Here is a 17,731-nt window from a genome sequence, read left to right as displayed (position 1 = left end):
TCACTCCTCGCCTGCAAATGGAGAAATACAAATTCGTCCATAACCAACGCTCCACAACCCACCAAGATAATGTTCATTCCTTAAAAATTGCTGCCACTTCTCCAAATCTTGAGCTTTATCTCCTCTGGTTGTCCAAGAAATCATAAACACTGCTTGTGGAGGAATTCCTTCAACAGCAAATAAATTTTCTACTAAACTTCCTTTCTCATTTTGCTCATCTAAAAGCTTGACTCTGGGCTGACGTACTAAACCCATATCTACAATTAAATTAATACAGTCATCTGGCACAACAATTCGTCGGTTTTGTGGTACTTCTGCATGATTAGGAGCAGGTAAATATTTGTCGCAATATTGCACATTGGTTAACTTGAGCCAGCGCAGATAAACAGTTTTATTCTTAAGTTGCGGCTCAGTGATATACACTTGATTATTTGCTAAATTAACAGGTGGCTTTTGGCATAATTGCTGAAATCTATTTAGCCAACTGGGGCAACTCACCCACCAATTGCCATAACCCAAAACATGAACGGGCCACCATACAGGCCATCCCCAACCCAGAGAAATATTGCCGCGAGTCATGTCATTCTTATCCCCCCCAAACCAATTAAGAACGAAAGGTTGGAATTCTTTTTCATTTTTGGCGTGTTCTCGCAATGCACCGCGCAGGGAACTACCTGGAATCGCCGGACTGCGGTCAGGAAGGCGAAATATAGGATTATTATTACCGCGACTGCTGCTATCTGCACCGCCAATATGAACTGGTTCTCGACAAATCAACCATTCAATTGTCATTTCGTTGAGTCCTCAAATAACCACAAATGTCCGTACCCCAAAACATGACGATTAAAGTTATCTGGTAAAGGAGCAGATTTTTGCAAAGGTGCAACTCCTTCCCACAGATAAACTGCACCTGCGGGGGTCATCCATTCACCAGGTGTTAACACTTGCACCCTTTTTTCTTGATCGTGGCGATCGCGTACCCGTTTCCATGACTGCCAAGGAACTCCTGTTTCAGCAGCATAAGCTTTAATACCTTCATGCGGAGGGGGGTAGGGAATAGAAACTTTATCATTACCTTTTTGCCACAATGCTGCGGTGAGTAAAATTGCTCCTGTGGCATTAGGACATTCTGCTTCTAACCAACTGTCCATAACTCGCACGGGTGTAATGACAACAGGCGTTCCCCCCGCACCCAAAAAACTCCAGTTGGAGTCGGGAGGCGTATAGTTGCCAATCACTTTTACCAAAATTGACCAACCTGGGTTCATGAGAGTGGTCATTTCTGCAAAAAAGCCACCCTCATCTTTAACTTGAAAATCTTCTCGGCTATTGTGACTTAAGGTCAGCGTTTTCCAAGGCGGTTCTTGTAATGGTGCATCCCTCAATTGCCCTGTTTTCCAAAAAGTCTTGAGACTGTTCCCCCGAATCAAATATCTCCCGCCAACAATTTCAATTTCTTTACCTTGATGTTCCGGACGCACCCGCCATTGTTCATCCCGCCATTGGATTCGGAAAATTTCTTTGGGAATCGGTTCTGGCGATACTAACCTGTAGACTAGCAGTGGTAAAGTCACATAAATATCTCGCCCAAAATACCAAAATGGTCCCCACAGTTGACAATCCTTCGGTAAACTTAAGCAAGCTGCTAATTGATGCCCGTTGGGAGGCCAACGGCAACCAACTTGTCCGCTATTTTGTCCAATGGGAGTGAGATTACCAATTGCCACCGTTCCCGCTGGGGTAATTGCATACCATCCTGTCATTGCTGTTCCCCGCTAATTTTTTCCAGCCATTTCTGGCGTTCCCGTTGTTGACGCGCTAAAAATGCTTTGAGGCTAATCCAATTTATCCACCACTGCCAATCTTTGATTTCTTTCTCAAACTCTTGCCTGTGTGCCAATACCTGTTCCCAAGTCAGAGGAATTCCCACACTCGCCCATAAAGTTTCAATCAATTCTCCTACAGTAAGGATAGAGACATCTCGCAAACGCGAACTTTCCAAGTAAAAGAGCAATTTTTCCCAACGGTTCAATTCAGTTTGGTCTGTGGTGATGGGTTCAATAGGCATTAATAAGTTCCACAAAGCCCAAGGACAAACCCACTCTAGCGACTGCCCACTATTAAATAACACCCTCAGGCAAACACGGTTTCGTCCTTGATTTTTGGCTTCCTTGTATGCCTGATTCAACCCTCGATGCCAAAGGGATTGAGGAATTCGCCGCTGGGCAATAACTATGCCCAAACTGAAATTCATTTGTTTCCCTGGCACAGGATAAATTTCATCATCCTGATAACGTACCCACCCATCTACAAACGGTTGCAATGGCTGTGTTAAAGGTGTAGTTTCTCCTGTCCACAGCCGATGTAAATTGCTAGTCAGTGCAATTGCTTCTGTCAGGGGACCTAAGAGTAAAAAATCGTCTCCTCCAGCAAAGATGACTTTGCCATGATGATGTTTTTCAGTGAGGGAATACAGCAGTTTATTCCACGAACTAAATAGCACTGACAAATCAAGTATATGTGGAAGTTCAATTTTCCTTGGTGAGTTGGCTGGCACAATGACAGGAGTCATTCCTAACTCATATTTGGCACTTATTTCTGGTGTGGGATGCCACTGCGACCAAAGTAACTTTAGGGTTTTATACTGTTCCCCGGATAACCATTTGCCCATATTGTCGCCATCGCCCCGCCAGCCTACCGTCCATTCAATTGTGCTTTCCCAACCTTTAGGAACCTCAGTCTCCCAATCTGAGAGTACGGTATCCTCAATGTTGCGCCGTTCTAAAACTCGCGGGTGAGCAAAAGCAGGCGATCGCTGATCGACTTTTGGCATTCCCCATTCATAACTGGGTTTGCTGCCCAAAAAGTATTCGTGCCACAATTCAACCTCTTGATTCCAAGTTTCAGCACCGATGTGCTGAGTTATCCAAGCAGCGGCTGCCGCAGTACGGTCGGGGAAGCGTCCCCAAGGACAAGGCGGCGGCGTTTTTCCCCACAAACGCTGTAAAGTTGGTTGGATAATTTCTGGAACTGACGCTAAACGCTTGACTAACTCAATGCTGTTAAGGCGATCGCTGCTAGAAAACAGCCCTGATAACCGAGTTTTTTCTGTCGCTTTTTCTTCCCACCATTCCTTGATTTGGTTATCCGGTAATCCCCAAGTTCCTCCCTGAGTAATCAACCGTAAGCCTGGATGCCAAATCGACAAACAGCCATCACTAGGACTGGTACGTCCTCCCCACCATGTACTTTGCCATTTTCGACCAATCTTTTCTGACTCAATATATTGATGTAAACTATCAATATCTTCAGCAATTCTGTCAACTTGTAGCTGTCCTGACTTGGCATAAACTGACCAAAAATACTGATGGTCATGATGGATGACACGCCATCCTTGACCATTCAGCAAGTTTGGGTATTTTTTAATAACTTCCTGTTCCAAGCCCTCTAGAAAACGTCCCCATTCTTGATTAATTACTAGCTGGACATTTTCTAGCCAATTTGGTTCTTCTGGGTGCAAACCTGTAATCACATTTGGCAGTTCAGCTTGCCAAAATCTTTCTGCATTTACCGAGTTTGAACCACCAAACCACTTTATCAAATCAGAAGAATTATGCAAGGGTAGCAAAACTTTACCACCATACTCTTCCCATCTGTAAATTAAGACTGCTGAGAGATAGTGACACAACCAGGAAGCTACAGCCCAATCTCTCAGTCGTTGTCCACCTCCCAAGAAGGTTTGAACAGGACCAAAAGTCAGGACTGCGACTTGAGTGAGTTCAGCTTTATTAGCAAATTCAATTTGATTGCAAGCTTCCTGAGTTGCTCCTCCTCCCCACCAAAACTGACTTTTCATGTATTGAGAATTCTGCCATTTTCCACTAGCAGGATGAATAGAAATAGTAGGAGTATCTTCAGTTAAAGTTTGGTTGGGATAGAGCTTTTGTTGTTGAGTTAACCAGTCTTTTAGATCCATGATTACAGTTGATTCATTATTTCTGAAACGCAAGCGCTATAAACTTTCGCTCTTGTATCCACTTCAACAGACACCCCTGCTAGCCCAATAATATAGTTCAACCAGTTAACCGCTATTTGAGAAGGATGATCTGGGTCAGTAACGCCGTTGTTAAGTTCCTTTGTCTTCTGGTCTAAAAGCTCGTCTATGCTATCCCCTATTAAACTGTGATAAAGCGAATTTCTTAATGTTATAAAACCCAACCTTTGTTTTGGTTTTTTCTCTAACCTCCAGTCATCAATATAAAAATTTTTAAATTCTTGCCAGTCTTTATCAGTGACTGGATTAGCAGTAAAATTACCTTTTAATTCTCCTTTCTTGGCAGTACAATCATCTTCCAATTCTCGTTTGATAGCAGTAAAAGTACCTTTAATTAAAAGTTCATTAACAATCTTGCTTATGCTGCAGTTAGAATTTACCGAAGAAAGGCAGAGGGCAGAGGGCAGAGGGCAGAAGGAAAGAAGGTAAGCTTTGATACAAAAATAAGTCCTCTGTTCTCTGCCATAAGGTTTAAAGCCCCTGAATTTATTTATGGAGAAAAATAAACGCGTAGCAACTTTATTAAATCCCCCGAATTCATTCGTGGGGACGCCTTCTGCCTTCTGCCTTCGTACTTCTGCCTTCTTAATTCCTTATCATTCTTAAAGATTAATTTGCGTTTATGCCATTGATAATCACCATTCCCTTGCTTTTCTACCAACAGGAGTAAAGCTAATTCTAAAGCCCCAGCTATTCTAAGAGACCAGTGCATCCACTGACTGCGATCGCGAAAAGCTTTTTCACTCCACAAGGCAATACTTATGCGTTCAATAATACTCTCTCTATCATGTAAAGAACGCCCCTCAAGATTCAGAGATACTGATTTATCTAAAAACTCAAGATTGTTTTTTAGCTGTTGATAGTTTGGATGTTGACTATCAAGTAATTTCAAAGCACCACTAAAATCCTGAATTTTCAATAACTCCCGAATTTGTGGGTCTTTTAACCGCCATTGCCAATGCTTTCCAGAATGCGGTGTACAATTTATGTCTTGCTCAGAGATATAAGCAAACTCAATCTTGTCTCCAACAGCAAGTTTTTTCTCAACACCCCAAAGATACAAAGCACCACTCAAAGCTGGAGTACCGCTGCTGTGCTGCACAATAATTTTTTCTAACTGAATCTTCTCTGATTCATTAGGCTGGAAATAAATTAAATTATTTTCAACAATATCAAAATACCGAGCTAGTAAAGAATCTACTGCATCCGCCATACCTTCCCAGTCAGCTACACCATAATTAACCTCTGGAGGGACATCAAGAACAATCGGATAGTGTTTAAGATTTTGTTGTTCACACCAAGCCGCTAGAATATTCTGCCACCAAATTCCATCTGATGTGACGAATGTGTTCCAAGCTTCACCAGAATCATTTCGTTCCTGCATCCACTTAACTTGATTAGTAAGGATAAAAGCAAATACAGTATCAGAATCAGAGGGTAGGCTATCCCTAACTTTTTTTATGAGAGGAAAATCAACTCTATCTAAATTGGGAATTAAATCCTCATCATTCCATGCTGCTTTTTGCTTAATTTCTTCTAACGAATAAATATCTAGTAGCTGGTGAAATCCTTCTCGTCCATCACATAAAACATCACTTTTACCTAAAACTTGCAGAATTAAATGAGTCATATCCAATCAAGAGGTTGTCCTTTATTTAGCCACCTTGGATTGCTTTTACAAGGATATATGTTAAAAAATATACATTAAAGATAGATGTCTTCAAGGGTCGCTGCCTCTTTCTTTATGACCGCTTCACTATTTTTTTACTTTTTGACTACAAAAAATTATTTATTTACTGATTATAAATATTACTAAAAGTTAGTAAGTACCATGTAGAGAGCGGGCGATCGCCTTGTCACAAAATTGAATGGCAGTTTAAGGTGACGCAGAAGTGCGCGAGCCATCATCTGCGATTACTGTCAGAATGTCCAAACTGTGGAGCAAGATTTAAGGTTCCTGCGCTGTGTGTGGATGGACATTGCCAGCGTTGTTTTATGACGTTTGCACAGATGACGAACTATCAAAAGTATTGTTCTTAATCGATGGAGTAACATTATGGTTTTTCAATTTTCTGTTCAAAACAATTTGGTCATAGAGCACAGCAACTCTTGCTGGATATGTGACTTTACCTGTTTAGATGTATTGCTTGCAGAGCAAAACGGTTCGGTTGTTGGTCGCCCTTGGTTGACTCTAGTTATAGACGTTTACTCTACCTCCTGCACCCGATGGGTTTACAAAGATCAAATTAAAATCTACACAAACTTAGGCATCCAATTATTAATGTAGTAATTTCCTAGCTTCTGGCAAGATTGAAATTACTTTATTGACATAGGCTTTATCCGGGCAATATCCACAACCAACGATAAATTTTAAATAATCTTCTGGGCTAGAATATTGCTCCCATCCCTGGTATGGTTTCCTGCCAATAAATAGCCAGTATCCCTTTACCGCATCTTCCAGAGTTTGAAATTTGCAATAATCATCAACTCCGTCATGGGCTTTATAGGAAACATTTTGAGCAATTTCGCTCATTTCCCTTCGCCATTTCAAACCGTAGGGGTTATTGTGCTCTAAAAATAATTCAGAAGTTCCCCTGCCTGATTCTAAAATTGCTTGCGCTAATTGTGCTGGCTTCAATTGCGGATAGGCTATATTAGCAGCTTTAAGCACATTGATAAATTCTTGCCACTTAGCCGCGCGATCTGGACTTTTGGCAGGAGTTGCGACACATTGCCCGGTTAATCCCTTAACAATAGCCGCTGCCATCGTGTCAGCATTTAATAAATTCATATCCGTTGCGGAATCTACAAAGCAGCACTCTACAAGAATCGCTGGCATACATGTATTTTTCAAAACATACAGATGAGATCCATCTTTTACCCCACGGTTGAAAAATCCCAGAGAGCAGATTTCGTTTATTACATTCTTAGCTAAAGTCTTCCCGCTGTTGCTCATTGCATAGACTTCAGTCCCGTAAGCTTTGCAATTAAAGGCATTGAAATGAATACTGACGAAAACATCCACTTTCTCGCTGTTGGCGATTTGGCAACGTTGCCTTAACGAATCACCGACGCTGCTAGCTTTTGTAGGAGTACAATTAACAACCTCATGCCCTAGCGATCTCAAGCCAGCCATAACTCGACTACCTACAGCTAGAGTCAATACATCTTCTTGCTTAATTCCAACAGCCCCAGTATCCGGGGTTGCGTTGTGTCCGCAATCAATTCCATATTTCATCTTTTTTACTTAATTAATTTTATTAAAATCGTGTTTTCTTAAACTTCAGTTAGCCAAACTTCGGCTGTTTCAGTTTCACATAAGATTGCGTATCTTGCCCACCTTTAGCGTTGTATGCCCTGATGATAAACTTAGGTCTAACACCCCTGGTACCGATGACATCACCTTTGAGCAAAGTGCAACTTTCGTTGATTCGGGTAGCACCATAGAGGCAGACACCGAACAGAGCGCGATCGCGTCCTTGTATTATTTACACAAGTACTAAGAGTTAATGAACAAGGTGATGACAAGTAGCGACATTTAGTGCAAAAGTTACTTTTATCAGATCACCGTATTTTCTGATAAACACAATTGCTTTGTAGGCGATCGCCCATATTTTAATTCAACAAATTTATAATTCTGGCACCTGTAAGTTACGTTTATTACCTGCGTAATGCTTGTAAATAATTTCTGGAGAGTTACCAACCCACTTTCCTACATCCTTCGCATCAATATCAGCTTCCAGGCAAAGAGTAATAAAAGTGTGCCTGCATTGGTAAGGTTTGCGATATTCGCTGACTACGCCCTGTTTTACAAGTTGAGTTACGATTCCATCTATATGTGTACCACGATGATTTTTGTAACCTTTCCAGGCATGATTGAGAAAATCTCCAAAGTCTACTATGCCGCCTTTCTTGCTTCTAAAGATAAAATCATCTGGGTTACAGTTCTCAGGCTTGATGGAGTCTAAAATTTCACGGTGCTGATGATTAATCGGAAAACGTCTTTGGCTTTGGGTTTTTAATCCATCTTTGAGGGCTAACCCTTTAGTACTGATGGTAATTGCTTGCTCAAAGGTAATGTATTTATCACTGATGTGCTTCCATTGTAGAGCGATCGCTTCTGATGGTCTGCACCCAGTAAAAAATAATAATTTTACTAAAGGAGCATAGTAGCTGTAGAGTTTGCTCTCCTCAAATGCTTGAATTATGTTATCCCGTTCTTCCTTCGTAAAGGGATTAATTTCATATTCTGTTGATTCTGACTTCGGAAGAAGAATGTCTTTTGCCATACTTTGAAAGGGATTGGATTCAATTAGCTGACTTTTAAGTGCCCAATCACAGCAAGCATTTATATTTGTCAAAGTACGTTTGGCGGCATTAGCACTGAGATTTGCAAGTAAATAGTCTCGAATTGCGATCGCATCATCTAAAGTTTTAGTTGGTAACTTAGCAATGTGATTGCGATACTTGCGGTAGTCAACCGCATAAGTAGAAGGACTAACCTGTGGTTTTTTAAACTCAGTGTATTTTTCCCATAATTCTCCCAAGTCTGGTTGGGGGTTACGTGAAGGTGTAATTGGGGTAATTGGGGTAACGGTGCTTAATGACGCTGCTGGTTTGTACTTAACTAAACTGGCATCAAACTCTCCATAGTCAATATCCCTCTGGATTTTTGTCGCCAAAGCCGATGCTTGATGTCTTCCAAAAGGTGTATCGTCGTGCCTTGTTGAAACATAGAAACGTTTGGTTTTTAGCTCTCCAGTGGGCGTAATAATAGGATGAGAAAAAACTAATTGGAGACTGCCGTTAGAGTTCTTTATCTGCACCGAACCCCGACTGGCAATACTTTGAGATTTTTTAGGCTCCATAAGCTTAATTAACTGGGGTAAACATTTTTACTTTTCCACTTTACCCCAGTTTTACCCCAGAAATGTGTATTGGGGTAAACACCTTTACCTTACATATCTACCCCAGTTTTACCCCAGTTGTTTCCCCAAACTACCCAAAATTACCCCAAAAATATTGGAAGGCTCTGGAAACAAGCCCTACAACTACCATTAAAAAAGGGCTTCAAAGCCCTGTAATGCTTATATTTCTTTGAAGGCGGCACCCGGATTTGAACCGGGGGATGGAGGTTTTGCAGACCTCTGCCTTACCACTTGGCTATGCCGCCAGTTGACTGCGTCAAGAGTAACCACTAGAGCTTTCTTGGTGGAGCCAAGTAGCCATTTTGGTAGCTAACCCTGCGAAGCAGTAGCCAACTCTTTAACTACTGTCCTAGTATAGCATGAGGTGTTCTGATAGCCAACACCTCAAAAAGTAGCCAACCACAGCCCTTGGCTAACGCCAAGAACATCTCCTAAGCCATCCTGGTTACTATTCTTGGCGCTAGCCAAATGATGTCAAAGACGACTATGCACATATCCATAACAAATGCCTGGATACCTGCCTGGATACCTTGGGGGAGATATCAGGACAATAAGTCATCATCTTCTAGCTCTTTATATAGAGAAGATAAAAAAGATGCTGACTTATCATCCAAACCTAAGCAGCAACAGGAAAGAGTCTACCATCTCTCTAGGACTCCTTGGCAGTTACGGCTAGTCTCCTGCTATGCCTCTGACTACTCTCAAGCCTTGCTAGGACTGACTCAGGAAGACTAAGACACACGCCACATACTCATAAGTTAGCCCAGTAGACCTATAGCTGGGCTTTTAAGGCGAGGGGGGAGCAACTTGGTTGCTGTGAGCGCATTCCACCATATTGTGGAGTCAGTTCCTGAGCTTGCAGGAGTTCACATGGGGTCAATACACTGCAATAAGCGCTCGTAGTTATCATCCTCTAAGTCATCCACATGGACTTCCTCAACAGTGCCATCGCGAAAGAAAATAGTAAACTCAGTCGCATCTAGATAACCTGTGATATCCTCCAGCGTGTCTCCTCTCCCCTCCCAGTCGATATCCTCAATATCCTGGACATCGTATTCAGTCCCGTTTAAGGTAATGGTCATGAGTCGTTAAGCTGTTCTTAGGTTTTCAGTCATGAGCTTACTTAATATACCTGTAACGACTAAGTACCCGCCATAGGTTGGGTATTTATGAAGCCAGTCGGAACGTAACCTAGGCGGCGGTCAGTCGAGCCAAACGCGCATCCGATAGATGGGAGCCAATGCCCGGTAAAGCTGCCGTTGACTCATTTTGGTTGTACCGGGTTCTAGCCTCATGAACTTAACTTTGGCAGAGGCTTGACCACAAGATATGGTTAGCTCATAGCCATGCTCATCTAATGCACCGTACATCTGACCAAGCGTTATGTAGAGCTTAGTAAAATATCGGAACTTAGCCAGCACGACTGATAGCGCTAACGCTGTTGTGGCTGGTCTAGTCAGCACATCTAGCCACTCTCTAACTATCTCTTGCTGTCCTTTCAGCATCCTGTTCCATTTTATTGGGTCGTTGTTACGCTTGTCCTTGGCTATCCACTCCAACAAAGCCTGGTCGCGTTTGTTTGCCACAGGTCTACCTAGAGCTACTACTAACTAGAGCTCTACTACATTAGTCGCTACATATCTATCCTCTAAGGGGAGAATATTTACTAAACCCACCTCACATCTGAGGTTAGGTATTTTTACTCTTTAACATTTTGTTAGTAAGTCGGAATACTCAGAAGGTAGTAACTGTGCGAACGCTCGTCAATACAGGTTAACCTAAAAGACCTCCTAGGATGAGCAGGAAGGTAGGTAAAAATAAGTCCTGGTATGGTTCCTACCTTCTCTAAATGTCCTCTCAGAGGTACCTAGAAGGGCATTCCCCAAATGGTACGATAGAATAAGCGTTTCAGCCGCTATTTTGTGGAAATGCTTAGAACGGCAATAAGCCCTCCTTTATTTCACGAGAGGGCTATTGCATCTTTTTCATGGAAAATATTCAACTTTCTTACCAGTTAACCTGCAAGAGATGCTATCGTAGATACAGCTATTCATAGACATAAGTTTAGCTCCCATCAACGCCAAGCCAATGGGAGGAATAGCCGTATAACTTTAGTTAAGGATATCACAAACATGATGACAATACTCGCCATATGCTGTGCTGTAATGGCAGCAGTATCGCAGCTTACTGTAGTTGCTTTACTGGTACTTTTCATTGCAGGCAAGTTCTAGAAGGTTTCCGAACCTGCTAGCACATCTACTATAGTACGTCAAGTCACCTCAAAGCTATTAGCAGTAGCTTTGGGGTTTTTCTTGTTGGTTAGATGGTTAGAGAAACTTTTCCATAACCATAGCTCCATATTAGCAGATGCAAAGGCGTTTAGCTCCTAAATATTTTAGCTCCTTAAACTTTTAAGGCTCTTTATCAACTTTTTCATTTACCAATGGTAACTCAAAGCCCCGTCGTCCTGGGCAGTCATCAGTATTGTACAATGCCGCTTGTCAGTTTAAATAGTAAACCAGTTTACATTAAGGCTTGTAAGTCATTTACAAGTTTAGTACTAAACATGAAAAAGAGTCTTGACTCAGATAAAAGTCATAACCTATTATTTTACTACTATTAACTTAGTCAAGTCAATACCTGGCTTACAAGCTGTAGGTATCCCTTCATCAACTTAAGTTGCTCTAAAGTTACCCTGTGATGTGCCGAGCATGGCTCAGGACTACCCTAGGTAGCTTGCTTACCCGCCCTGCTCAGCCCCTCACAGGTTCTGGGGTAAATGTCAGGACTGTTTGGGAAGGTTGGAACAGCATCTTCTAAAACTTTCTCTATATATAAGCTAAAAGATGCTGTTGCAGATACGTTAACTACTCCTACTCTGTTTTCTTAAGCATCCCTAATAAAGGTGTCTGTATCTACGCTTGTCGCACTCTCAGCACCAACCCCTACTACAAGTTCATGACAACGAGAGTCATTCTCAACATCTTAGCGGGTACCTTGAGAGGTGCATTTGATAGCATCCTGTTTAGTACTGTAGATGGTCAAGGTATGCTGTTTAGTCGCACCAAGTCCACAGCCGTGGCAGTCTGTGAAGACTTGAGGACAGCAGGAGCGCTCTATGGGGCAACTCCGGAAGATGCTTACTTGGTGGTTTGTGATGCGACCAATAACCAACCAGGAGACTTAGATAATGGTCAAGTTTCTCTAGATGTCATTGTCAAACCTTCACCTGTTAATGAGGTGATGGTGGTCAGACTATCCCGTGCCAGCTTGGGTACTGTACTAGCTTCTGTACTATCCAACAGCGCTAACGTTGCAGCACCTATCGTCCAACCTGGAGTTAACACCACAGCTAGTACGGTTAAATAAACACGCTAAAGCCCTCATTTGGAAGGTTGTCTCTCCCGCCTAAAAATGAGGGTACTAACTCGTACAGAATATGTTGCCCTTGTTGCCTTTGGGGTGGTGGAGTCGTCGGCTACTTTATCACCAGTTTCTCTCTCCACCATCTGGAACGTGCCATTGTCCCCTCAGGTCTTTCTGGGTATATCTACTATTGTAGCATAACTACCAGTCGGAACGCTACCTTGGTATAAGGTAAAACCCGTCAGGAGTTGCCCAACGGGGTTTAGGTGGAGATATAGAAGTTATAAGCGGTGTCACATCTTGGCAATAACTTGGTTAAAGCCATGTACCCAACCTGGTGTAGCTACCTTCTGTTTCTCGATGTAGACGTGTTGCTCTTCCTCTGTCATGTCCTCCCAGAGTTGACCTTGCTCTGCTATAGCTGCCTGAAACTCCTGACTCGCGTATGGTCGCTCCCAGATGATATGTTGCTTCTCCAGCATCCGGTCTATCAGTTCCATGCGGATGGTAGCGCGTCTATCCTCATGCTGTGCCGCTGTAACTGACTGCCCATGAGCCTCTTTAATAGAGCGCTCTAAGTCGGCACGGAAGGTCGCAGAATACAACGCTAGAGCTTTCTTGTCCCCTAACTCAACTCTGTAGTCTAAGTAGTCTCCAATATCTGATATCAGATATGCTTTAGCTGCTTTCTTAAACTTACCGACTTTCACATCTAACGTTTCTAGGTTCCCTTTACGGGCAACCCAGTCAACCATATTCTGACGGCTACCACCACAAGCTTGAGCCAATGGAGTAAGAGTTGCCCAATGACGACCATCTTCAGTAATAAAGGAGTCTATTTGGATACCAGCAAACGGATGAGTCGAGTAGGTATAGTCCTGAGTCATTGGTTAACCCGCTTGGTTTACTTGCTTGATATTATCATGTTAGCTTATCAAGACTAAGCTTGTCAAGAGGTTAGCGTAAGATAACGGAGTTTTAAGCCTTTGAGCTACGCAAGATGGAGCTACTAAAACGGCTCAAATGCTTATTATAAAAAGCTTTGAGCTACGCAAGATGAAGCTGGTCAACCTACTCAAGTTATTGATAACGTCCGGTTGTATTCTGGAATGCGTGAAGATGTTACCGTTGACCAGCTATTAAGTCCATTTGAGCTAGTCAACTAAGCTAGTCAAAAACGACCTCAACCGCTTATGTAGACCTAGTTTGAGCTAGTCAACTTGAGACCCCAAAAGAGACCCTCTACAATGGGCAGGAAGGCTATTAAAATAAAGTCCCGGTATGTTCCTACCTAACATAAAAACCCCATGAGAGAGGTTTAGGTTAACCTACAAGGTGTAGGTCGAAACGTATGCTAGCTAAGAATGCTGGCTAAATAGCTGGCATTCACTCCATGTAAGGATGCTGGCAACTTAGCTGGCATCCTTATCTAGGGTACATTCCGACCTACAAGATGTAGGTTAACCAACTATATCAACCCATAAGCACAAGAAAACCATCAGACATCTGATGGTTTGGTAATGTTGTTATAGAGTTTAGTCTATATCTGTATTAGAAGTCGTAGACAGGTATATCACCATATAACGTATCTTGAATAGCGGCTCTTACGTTCTTGGCGGCTGCATAAGCACAGGATGCAGTTTCACTATCTCCTTGAGCATCTACCAACTTCATCTTTTCCACTGCCAGATACTCTGCCAGACGCACCCCTGCTAGCTCCATATCTGTTAAGTTATCTCTTAAGTTGTCTTTCTTAGTCAACCCTCTTGCCGCTTTAGCTTGTTGAGCGCTTGTACCTAATAACCCTCTATAAGTGGCGTTCGTGACTGTGCCGTAGTTGGTTACATCTCTGCACTGGCACTCATCAGTTAACACTCTACGCATTACTTTGGACTCAGCCCTGAGTTGTACACGTTTGAGTGCTTCAGTGTCTTCAATACGGTCTATAGCCTTGTTGGCTAACTCTTCAGGGTTTTCTAGGAAGGCTAGGACTAACTTAGCCGCTTCCTCTCTGTAAGTCTTACCAACAGCGCCAGGTAACAGACTAATGATATATAGCGCACCTTCTTTATCAGTTACTGGTGTATTTCTTTGCCTAGCTCCTGGGAACTTCCAGTCCTCGCATTTTCCGAGGACTTCCGGATATTGCTCTGTGAGCCGCTTCAAAGCGTCCCAAGGTTGTTTCTTACCACCCACTACTGAGATAAGGTCATAAACTGATACCTTACCGTCTTCTGTCTTACGGATAGAGCCAAAAGTACTTAGAGACATAGACAGGTTAGCGGTGTTAGAATGTGACATATAATAAGCTCCTCTGTGAGCGAATAGTTAATAAAGTTGAAACATAGGGGTAGTGGGTGCAACCATTGCCCCTATTTGGTATTGGTTAGTCTGTTTAGTAGCCATTAGCTAGTGCCTGTTTCAGTACCATTCTAGTTAAGTCTGATACGCTTATACCTAAGCCCTTAGCTGTCTCTTTCAGTTTGATACTCTCCTCAGGTGTTATCCAAACCTGTAGCTTGACTGACCTTTTCTCCTCTGACATCCTCTACCCTCCTGTTTGACTCCCTACTACTATATTATACCTGCTACTTCCTACATATTCCGGAAAGGAGTACTGTATTTATATCTAACTTTTTTACTATAAGCTACGTATTAATAACTAGTGCTTATACTAAAGGATAGTGGTCAGGTAATAGGTACTTCTGCCTGGTTAAGGATGCCTGCATAATGCTTCAGAATGACCTCAGGGGAGTTCCCAACCCACTTGGCTACTTGAGTTATCGGTACACCCGCCTCAATAGCCATAGTGATGAAGGTATGGCGACAGTTGTAGGGACATCGGTATCGCTTTAAGAACCCATCCCTAACTAGCTGACCAACTATACCCTGATAAGTCTTTTGACCACTCTTGCAGCCTTTCCAAACTTGGCTAGCAAACTTTGAGGCATTGATAGGTAGCCCTGTGGGGCTAGCAAAGACTAACCCGTCTGGCTGGTAGTCCTTTGGCTTGATACTAAGTAGTAGACCCCTCAGTACTTGGTTACAAGGAAACTTCCTAGTCTGGTGCGTCTTAGTATCTTTTCTAACCTTTAGTCCACTGTCAAAGGACTCACTGAAAGTTATTTGGCTACAGTCAGTGCTAATGTGTTGCCACTGTAGCGCTATGGCTTCCCCTGGTCTGCAACCAGTTAGGAATAGGAACCTAACAAATGGTAGGTAGTGTTTATGTTGGGGATGCTCAGAAAATGCCTTTAGGATAGCTTCTCTCTCTGCTAGCGTGAACGGGTCTATATCAGCCCCAGCTTTGGCTACCTTGATGCTCTTAGCCATACCCTCAAATGGGTTATGACTGACCAGCCCTGAGGAAACGCCCCAGCTACAGCAGGCATTGATATAAGTTAGCACTCTCTTAGCTGTATCTGCTGACAGCGTAGCTACCAAGTGGTCTCTTATCGCAATAGCTTTCCTCAAGTCCCTAGTTGGCAACCTTTGGATGTGGTTGGCATACTTCCTTGTGTAGTCTCTCTGGTAGGTAGTGACTGCTAACTGTGGCTTCATGTACTGACAGTACCTACCCCATAGCTCCCCTAGGTCTGTCCCTCTCACTATCTTCTGTGGTTGCGTCTTGAACTGCCCCAAATAACGCTCAAAGGACAAGTCAAACTGACCTGCCCTAATGTCTTCCTCTATTTCTAGTGCTACCCTTTGGGCTTTTCTGTGGTTGTCTAGGGTTGCATCCATACCAGTTGACAGGTATCTGGCGCTATCTGTGGCTACTGACCTAGGCAACCTGAGTCTTAACTTACCTTTCTTATTCTCTATGCCTACTATGCCTTTCATTAGCTACCTTATCGTGGTATCCAAAATGGTAGCCAAAGGGTTGGGTGCAACTATTGGGTTAACGTAATATCAAGGGTTACAGCTTGTTTACCTGCATTTTCTGTGTTTTGCAGACCTCTGCCTTACCACTTGGCTATGCCGCCAGTTATGCGCTTGTGCCGTCACACAACTGAATATTTCCTGAAATTTAGCTTATAACTTGCTCGATTTACAGGCGTGTTTCTCATTGTACGCAAAAAGTAGACTGATTACAACCATGTGGAATTTCGGATTTGTTGGCTAAAGCTTACAGCTATTTTCAGGTAAATAGACCACATTTGCCGTAGGGGCACAGCATTGCTGTGCCCTTACAGTGTGGTTCAAATACGTGAAAACTGCTGTAAGAACAGTCTCTTAGGGACTTGCAATTAAAAAAATCTGCAATTTGTAGTGACGCAAGCAATGGTGGGTTACGGCGCAATGCAAGTCTTGCATGTAAAACCTCAACTGTCGTACGCCTAACCCACCCTACATAATGGATAATTTATTTTTTGGGCGTTGCTGAATCCATGTATGAAAAAGATGTCGTGTGATTCCAAACCCTTGTAGAGACGTACCATGGTGAGCCAGCGCTGCAGGAGGGTTTCCCGACCTAGGCGACTGGCGTCACGTCTCTACACTAGGATTCTACTTCAAATCAGCAACGCCATTTTTTGGTACTCCCTTAGGGCTCTGGAAGTCACGATTCAGAACTTAGTTTTACTTCATCTGCAAAACTAGCCCAGCGGACAAAGTAAAATGGTCCAGCGACAGACCCCCAGATATGCTCATCGGTTTCTGGATCGCGTCCGCGATCGCGACTGATAAATTTGTCTTCATCAATCTCAAAGTCGCTATCCAGGTAGGTCTTTTGTCCTTTGCGAACCACAATGCAGCCTTTACCTGGTTCTACCGTGCCTTTAAAGTTGTGACCTGTCCACTCTACAATCATATTGCAGCCTGGTAGTTTTTCCAGATCATCAGCAGTTAGGGTTTTGAGGCGTTCAACGTTACGGGATGCACCGTAAAACTTTTTTTCTTCCTTAACGCTGTAGTTCTCGATTTCAATGTGCTTTCCTGTGTTCACCAGCTTCAAAACCCTTAAGCGATAAGGATCATTAAGCGAATAGTCATAAGCTTGTTCAACAAAAAAACCTACCCCAGATAAAACTTCCAAGGGTAGAGGACGCATACAAACGCGAATGTGAGCAAAAAAAGGCGGGTTTTCAAAAGCTTGTTCTTGATTGCTGAAATCTGCCGCCATCCAGCGGGCTAATGTTGCTATGTCCGTAGAATGAGTCATTATATCAAAATATCAAATTTAGATTCTGCATTCGAGATTTGGTCAAGAAAGCTACCAGTATGTAGCCAGACAAAATAGAAATTGTATTATGGAATATTTTATAGCTTGTGGTTGTTCTTAGGAGAATTTTTTGCTGAGTCTCGTCAGATAGGTAATAGGTTTGTAGTTGCGCTTAAGCGCAACAGTTGAGCAACTTAGTAATGCAACAAAAAGGTAAAA

Annotated in this window: 17 protein-coding genes and 1 tRNA gene; 3 read left to right on the top strand and 15 right to left on the bottom strand. The window is 42.8% G+C overall.

The features are described 5' to 3' along the window. From ACM0OZ_RS08745 to ACM0OZ_RS08725, 5 genes are all read right to left on the bottom strand, one after another. The gene (locus ACM0OZ_RS08745) at positions 1-792 is read right to left on the bottom strand and encodes an RAMP superfamily CRISPR-associated protein (protein WP_414582401.1); all 792 of its coding nucleotides are present in this window, start codon (positions 790-792) and stop codon (positions 1-3) included. Next, positions 789-1,763: a hypothetical protein gene (locus ACM0OZ_RS08740; protein ID WP_414582400.1), complete on the bottom strand. Its 975-nt coding sequence runs from the start codon at positions 1,761-1,763 to the stop codon at positions 789-791. The genes ACM0OZ_RS08745 and ACM0OZ_RS08740 overlap by 4 nt, the downstream gene beginning before the upstream one ends. After that, the gene (locus tag ACM0OZ_RS08735) at positions 1,760-3,976 is read right to left on the bottom strand and encodes a Cas10/Cmr2 second palm domain-containing protein (protein WP_414582399.1); all 2,217 of its coding nucleotides are present in this window, start codon (positions 3,974-3,976) and stop codon (positions 1,760-1,762) included. Before ACM0OZ_RS08735 ends, ACM0OZ_RS08740 begins: the two co-directional genes overlap by 4 nt. Positions 3,977-3,978: 2 nt before the next feature. Continuing rightward, a complete protein-coding gene (locus ACM0OZ_RS08730) occupies positions 3,979-4,356 on the bottom strand; it encodes a hypothetical protein (protein WP_414582398.1) in 378 nt (125 codons plus the stop codon). A gap of 188 nt (positions 4,357-4,544) precedes the next feature. Further along, positions 4,545-5,684 (bottom strand): hypothetical protein, encoded by a 1,140-nt coding sequence (locus ACM0OZ_RS08725; protein WP_414582397.1) that lies wholly within the window; start codon positions 5,682-5,684, stop codon positions 4,545-4,547. A 426-nt stretch (positions 5,685-6,110) separates the two neighbouring features. Between ACM0OZ_RS08725 and ACM0OZ_RS08720 the strand changes: the two genes are divergently transcribed. Beyond that, positions 6,111-6,341 carry a hypothetical protein gene (locus ACM0OZ_RS08720; RefSeq protein ID WP_414582396.1) on the top strand — a complete coding sequence of 77 codons (231 nt, stop codon included), beginning with the start codon at positions 6,111-6,113 and terminating at the stop codon, positions 6,339-6,341. Here ACM0OZ_RS08720 and ACM0OZ_RS08715 read toward each other — a convergent pair. From ACM0OZ_RS08715 to ACM0OZ_RS08705, 3 genes are all read right to left on the bottom strand, one after another. Then, positions 6,333-7,292 (bottom strand): N-acetylmuramoyl-L-alanine amidase, encoded by a 960-nt coding sequence (locus tag ACM0OZ_RS08715; RefSeq protein WP_414582395.1) that lies wholly within the window; start codon positions 7,290-7,292, stop codon positions 6,333-6,335. The two genes, ACM0OZ_RS08720 and ACM0OZ_RS08715, sit on opposite strands and share 9 nt — an antisense overlap. Positions 7,293-7,683: 391 nt before the next feature. Then, on the bottom strand, positions 7,684-8,922 hold the full coding sequence (locus tag ACM0OZ_RS08710; RefSeq protein WP_414582394.1) for a tyrosine-type recombinase/integrase: 1,239 nt from the start codon (positions 8,920-8,922) through the stop codon (positions 7,684-7,686). A 233-nt stretch (positions 8,923-9,155) separates the two neighbouring features. Continuing rightward, positions 9,156-9,227 (bottom strand) — tRNA-Cys (locus ACM0OZ_RS08705). Positions 9,228-9,468: 241 nt separating this feature from the next. On the opposite strand from ACM0OZ_RS08705, the gene ACM0OZ_RS08700 reads away from it, so the two are divergent. Continuing rightward, positions 9,469-9,717, top strand: a complete 249-nt coding sequence (locus ACM0OZ_RS08700) for a hypothetical protein (protein WP_414582393.1) — start codon at positions 9,469-9,471, stop codon at positions 9,715-9,717. Between the two features lie 131 nt (positions 9,718-9,848). Here ACM0OZ_RS08700 and ACM0OZ_RS08695 read toward each other — a convergent pair whose 3' ends face one another. Both ACM0OZ_RS08695 and ACM0OZ_RS08690 read right to left on the bottom strand, forming a co-directional pair. Then, positions 9,849-10,064, bottom strand: a complete 216-nt coding sequence (locus tag ACM0OZ_RS08695; protein ID WP_414582392.1) for a hypothetical protein — start codon at positions 10,062-10,064, stop codon at positions 9,849-9,851. Positions 10,065-10,184: 120 nt separating this feature from the next. Further along, entirely contained in the window at positions 10,185-10,568 is a 384-nt protein-coding gene (locus ACM0OZ_RS08690) for a hypothetical protein (RefSeq protein ID WP_414582391.1), read from the bottom strand. A gap of 1,372 nt (positions 10,569-11,940) precedes the next feature. On the opposite strand from ACM0OZ_RS08690, the gene ACM0OZ_RS08685 reads away from it, so the two are divergent. Continuing rightward, positions 11,941-12,351, top strand: a complete 411-nt coding sequence (locus ACM0OZ_RS08685) for a hypothetical protein (protein WP_414582390.1) — start codon at positions 11,941-11,943, stop codon at positions 12,349-12,351. Between the two features lie 290 nt (positions 12,352-12,641). Here ACM0OZ_RS08685 and ACM0OZ_RS08680 read toward each other — a convergent pair whose 3' ends face one another. From ACM0OZ_RS08680 to ACM0OZ_RS08660, 5 genes are all read right to left on the bottom strand, one after another. Then, on the bottom strand, positions 12,642-13,235 hold the full coding sequence (locus ACM0OZ_RS08680) for a hypothetical protein (RefSeq protein WP_414582389.1): 594 nt from the start codon (positions 13,233-13,235) through the stop codon (positions 12,642-12,644). A gap of 664 nt (positions 13,236-13,899) precedes the next feature. Further along, entirely contained in the window at positions 13,900-14,649 is a 750-nt protein-coding gene (locus ACM0OZ_RS08675) for a hypothetical protein (RefSeq protein ID WP_414582388.1), read from the bottom strand. Positions 14,650-14,743: 94 nt separating this feature from the next. After that, on the bottom strand, positions 14,744-14,893 hold the full coding sequence (locus tag ACM0OZ_RS08670) for a plasmid mobilization protein (protein ID WP_414582387.1): 150 nt from the start codon (positions 14,891-14,893) through the stop codon (positions 14,744-14,746). Positions 14,894-15,036: 143 nt separating this feature from the next. Further along, complete coding sequence (gene xerC / locus ACM0OZ_RS08665; RefSeq protein ID WP_414582386.1) at positions 15,037-16,191, bottom strand: site-specific integrase; 1,155 nt, start codon at positions 16,189-16,191, stop codon at positions 15,037-15,039. A 718-nt stretch (positions 16,192-16,909) separates the two neighbouring features. After that, positions 16,910-17,512, bottom strand: a complete 603-nt coding sequence (locus ACM0OZ_RS08660; protein WP_414582385.1) for a chromophore lyase CpcT/CpeT — start codon at positions 17,510-17,512, stop codon at positions 16,910-16,912. Positions 17,513-17,731: the final 219 nt, after the last annotated feature.

The sequence above is a fragment of the Scytonema sp. PCC 10023 genome (assembly GCF_963920835.1).
GTDB lineage: Bacteria > Cyanobacteriota > Cyanobacteriia > Cyanobacteriales > Nostocaceae > Kalymmatonema.
Note: the sequence above shows the minus strand (reverse complement) of the source record. Positions and strands in the feature narration are given on the sequence as shown.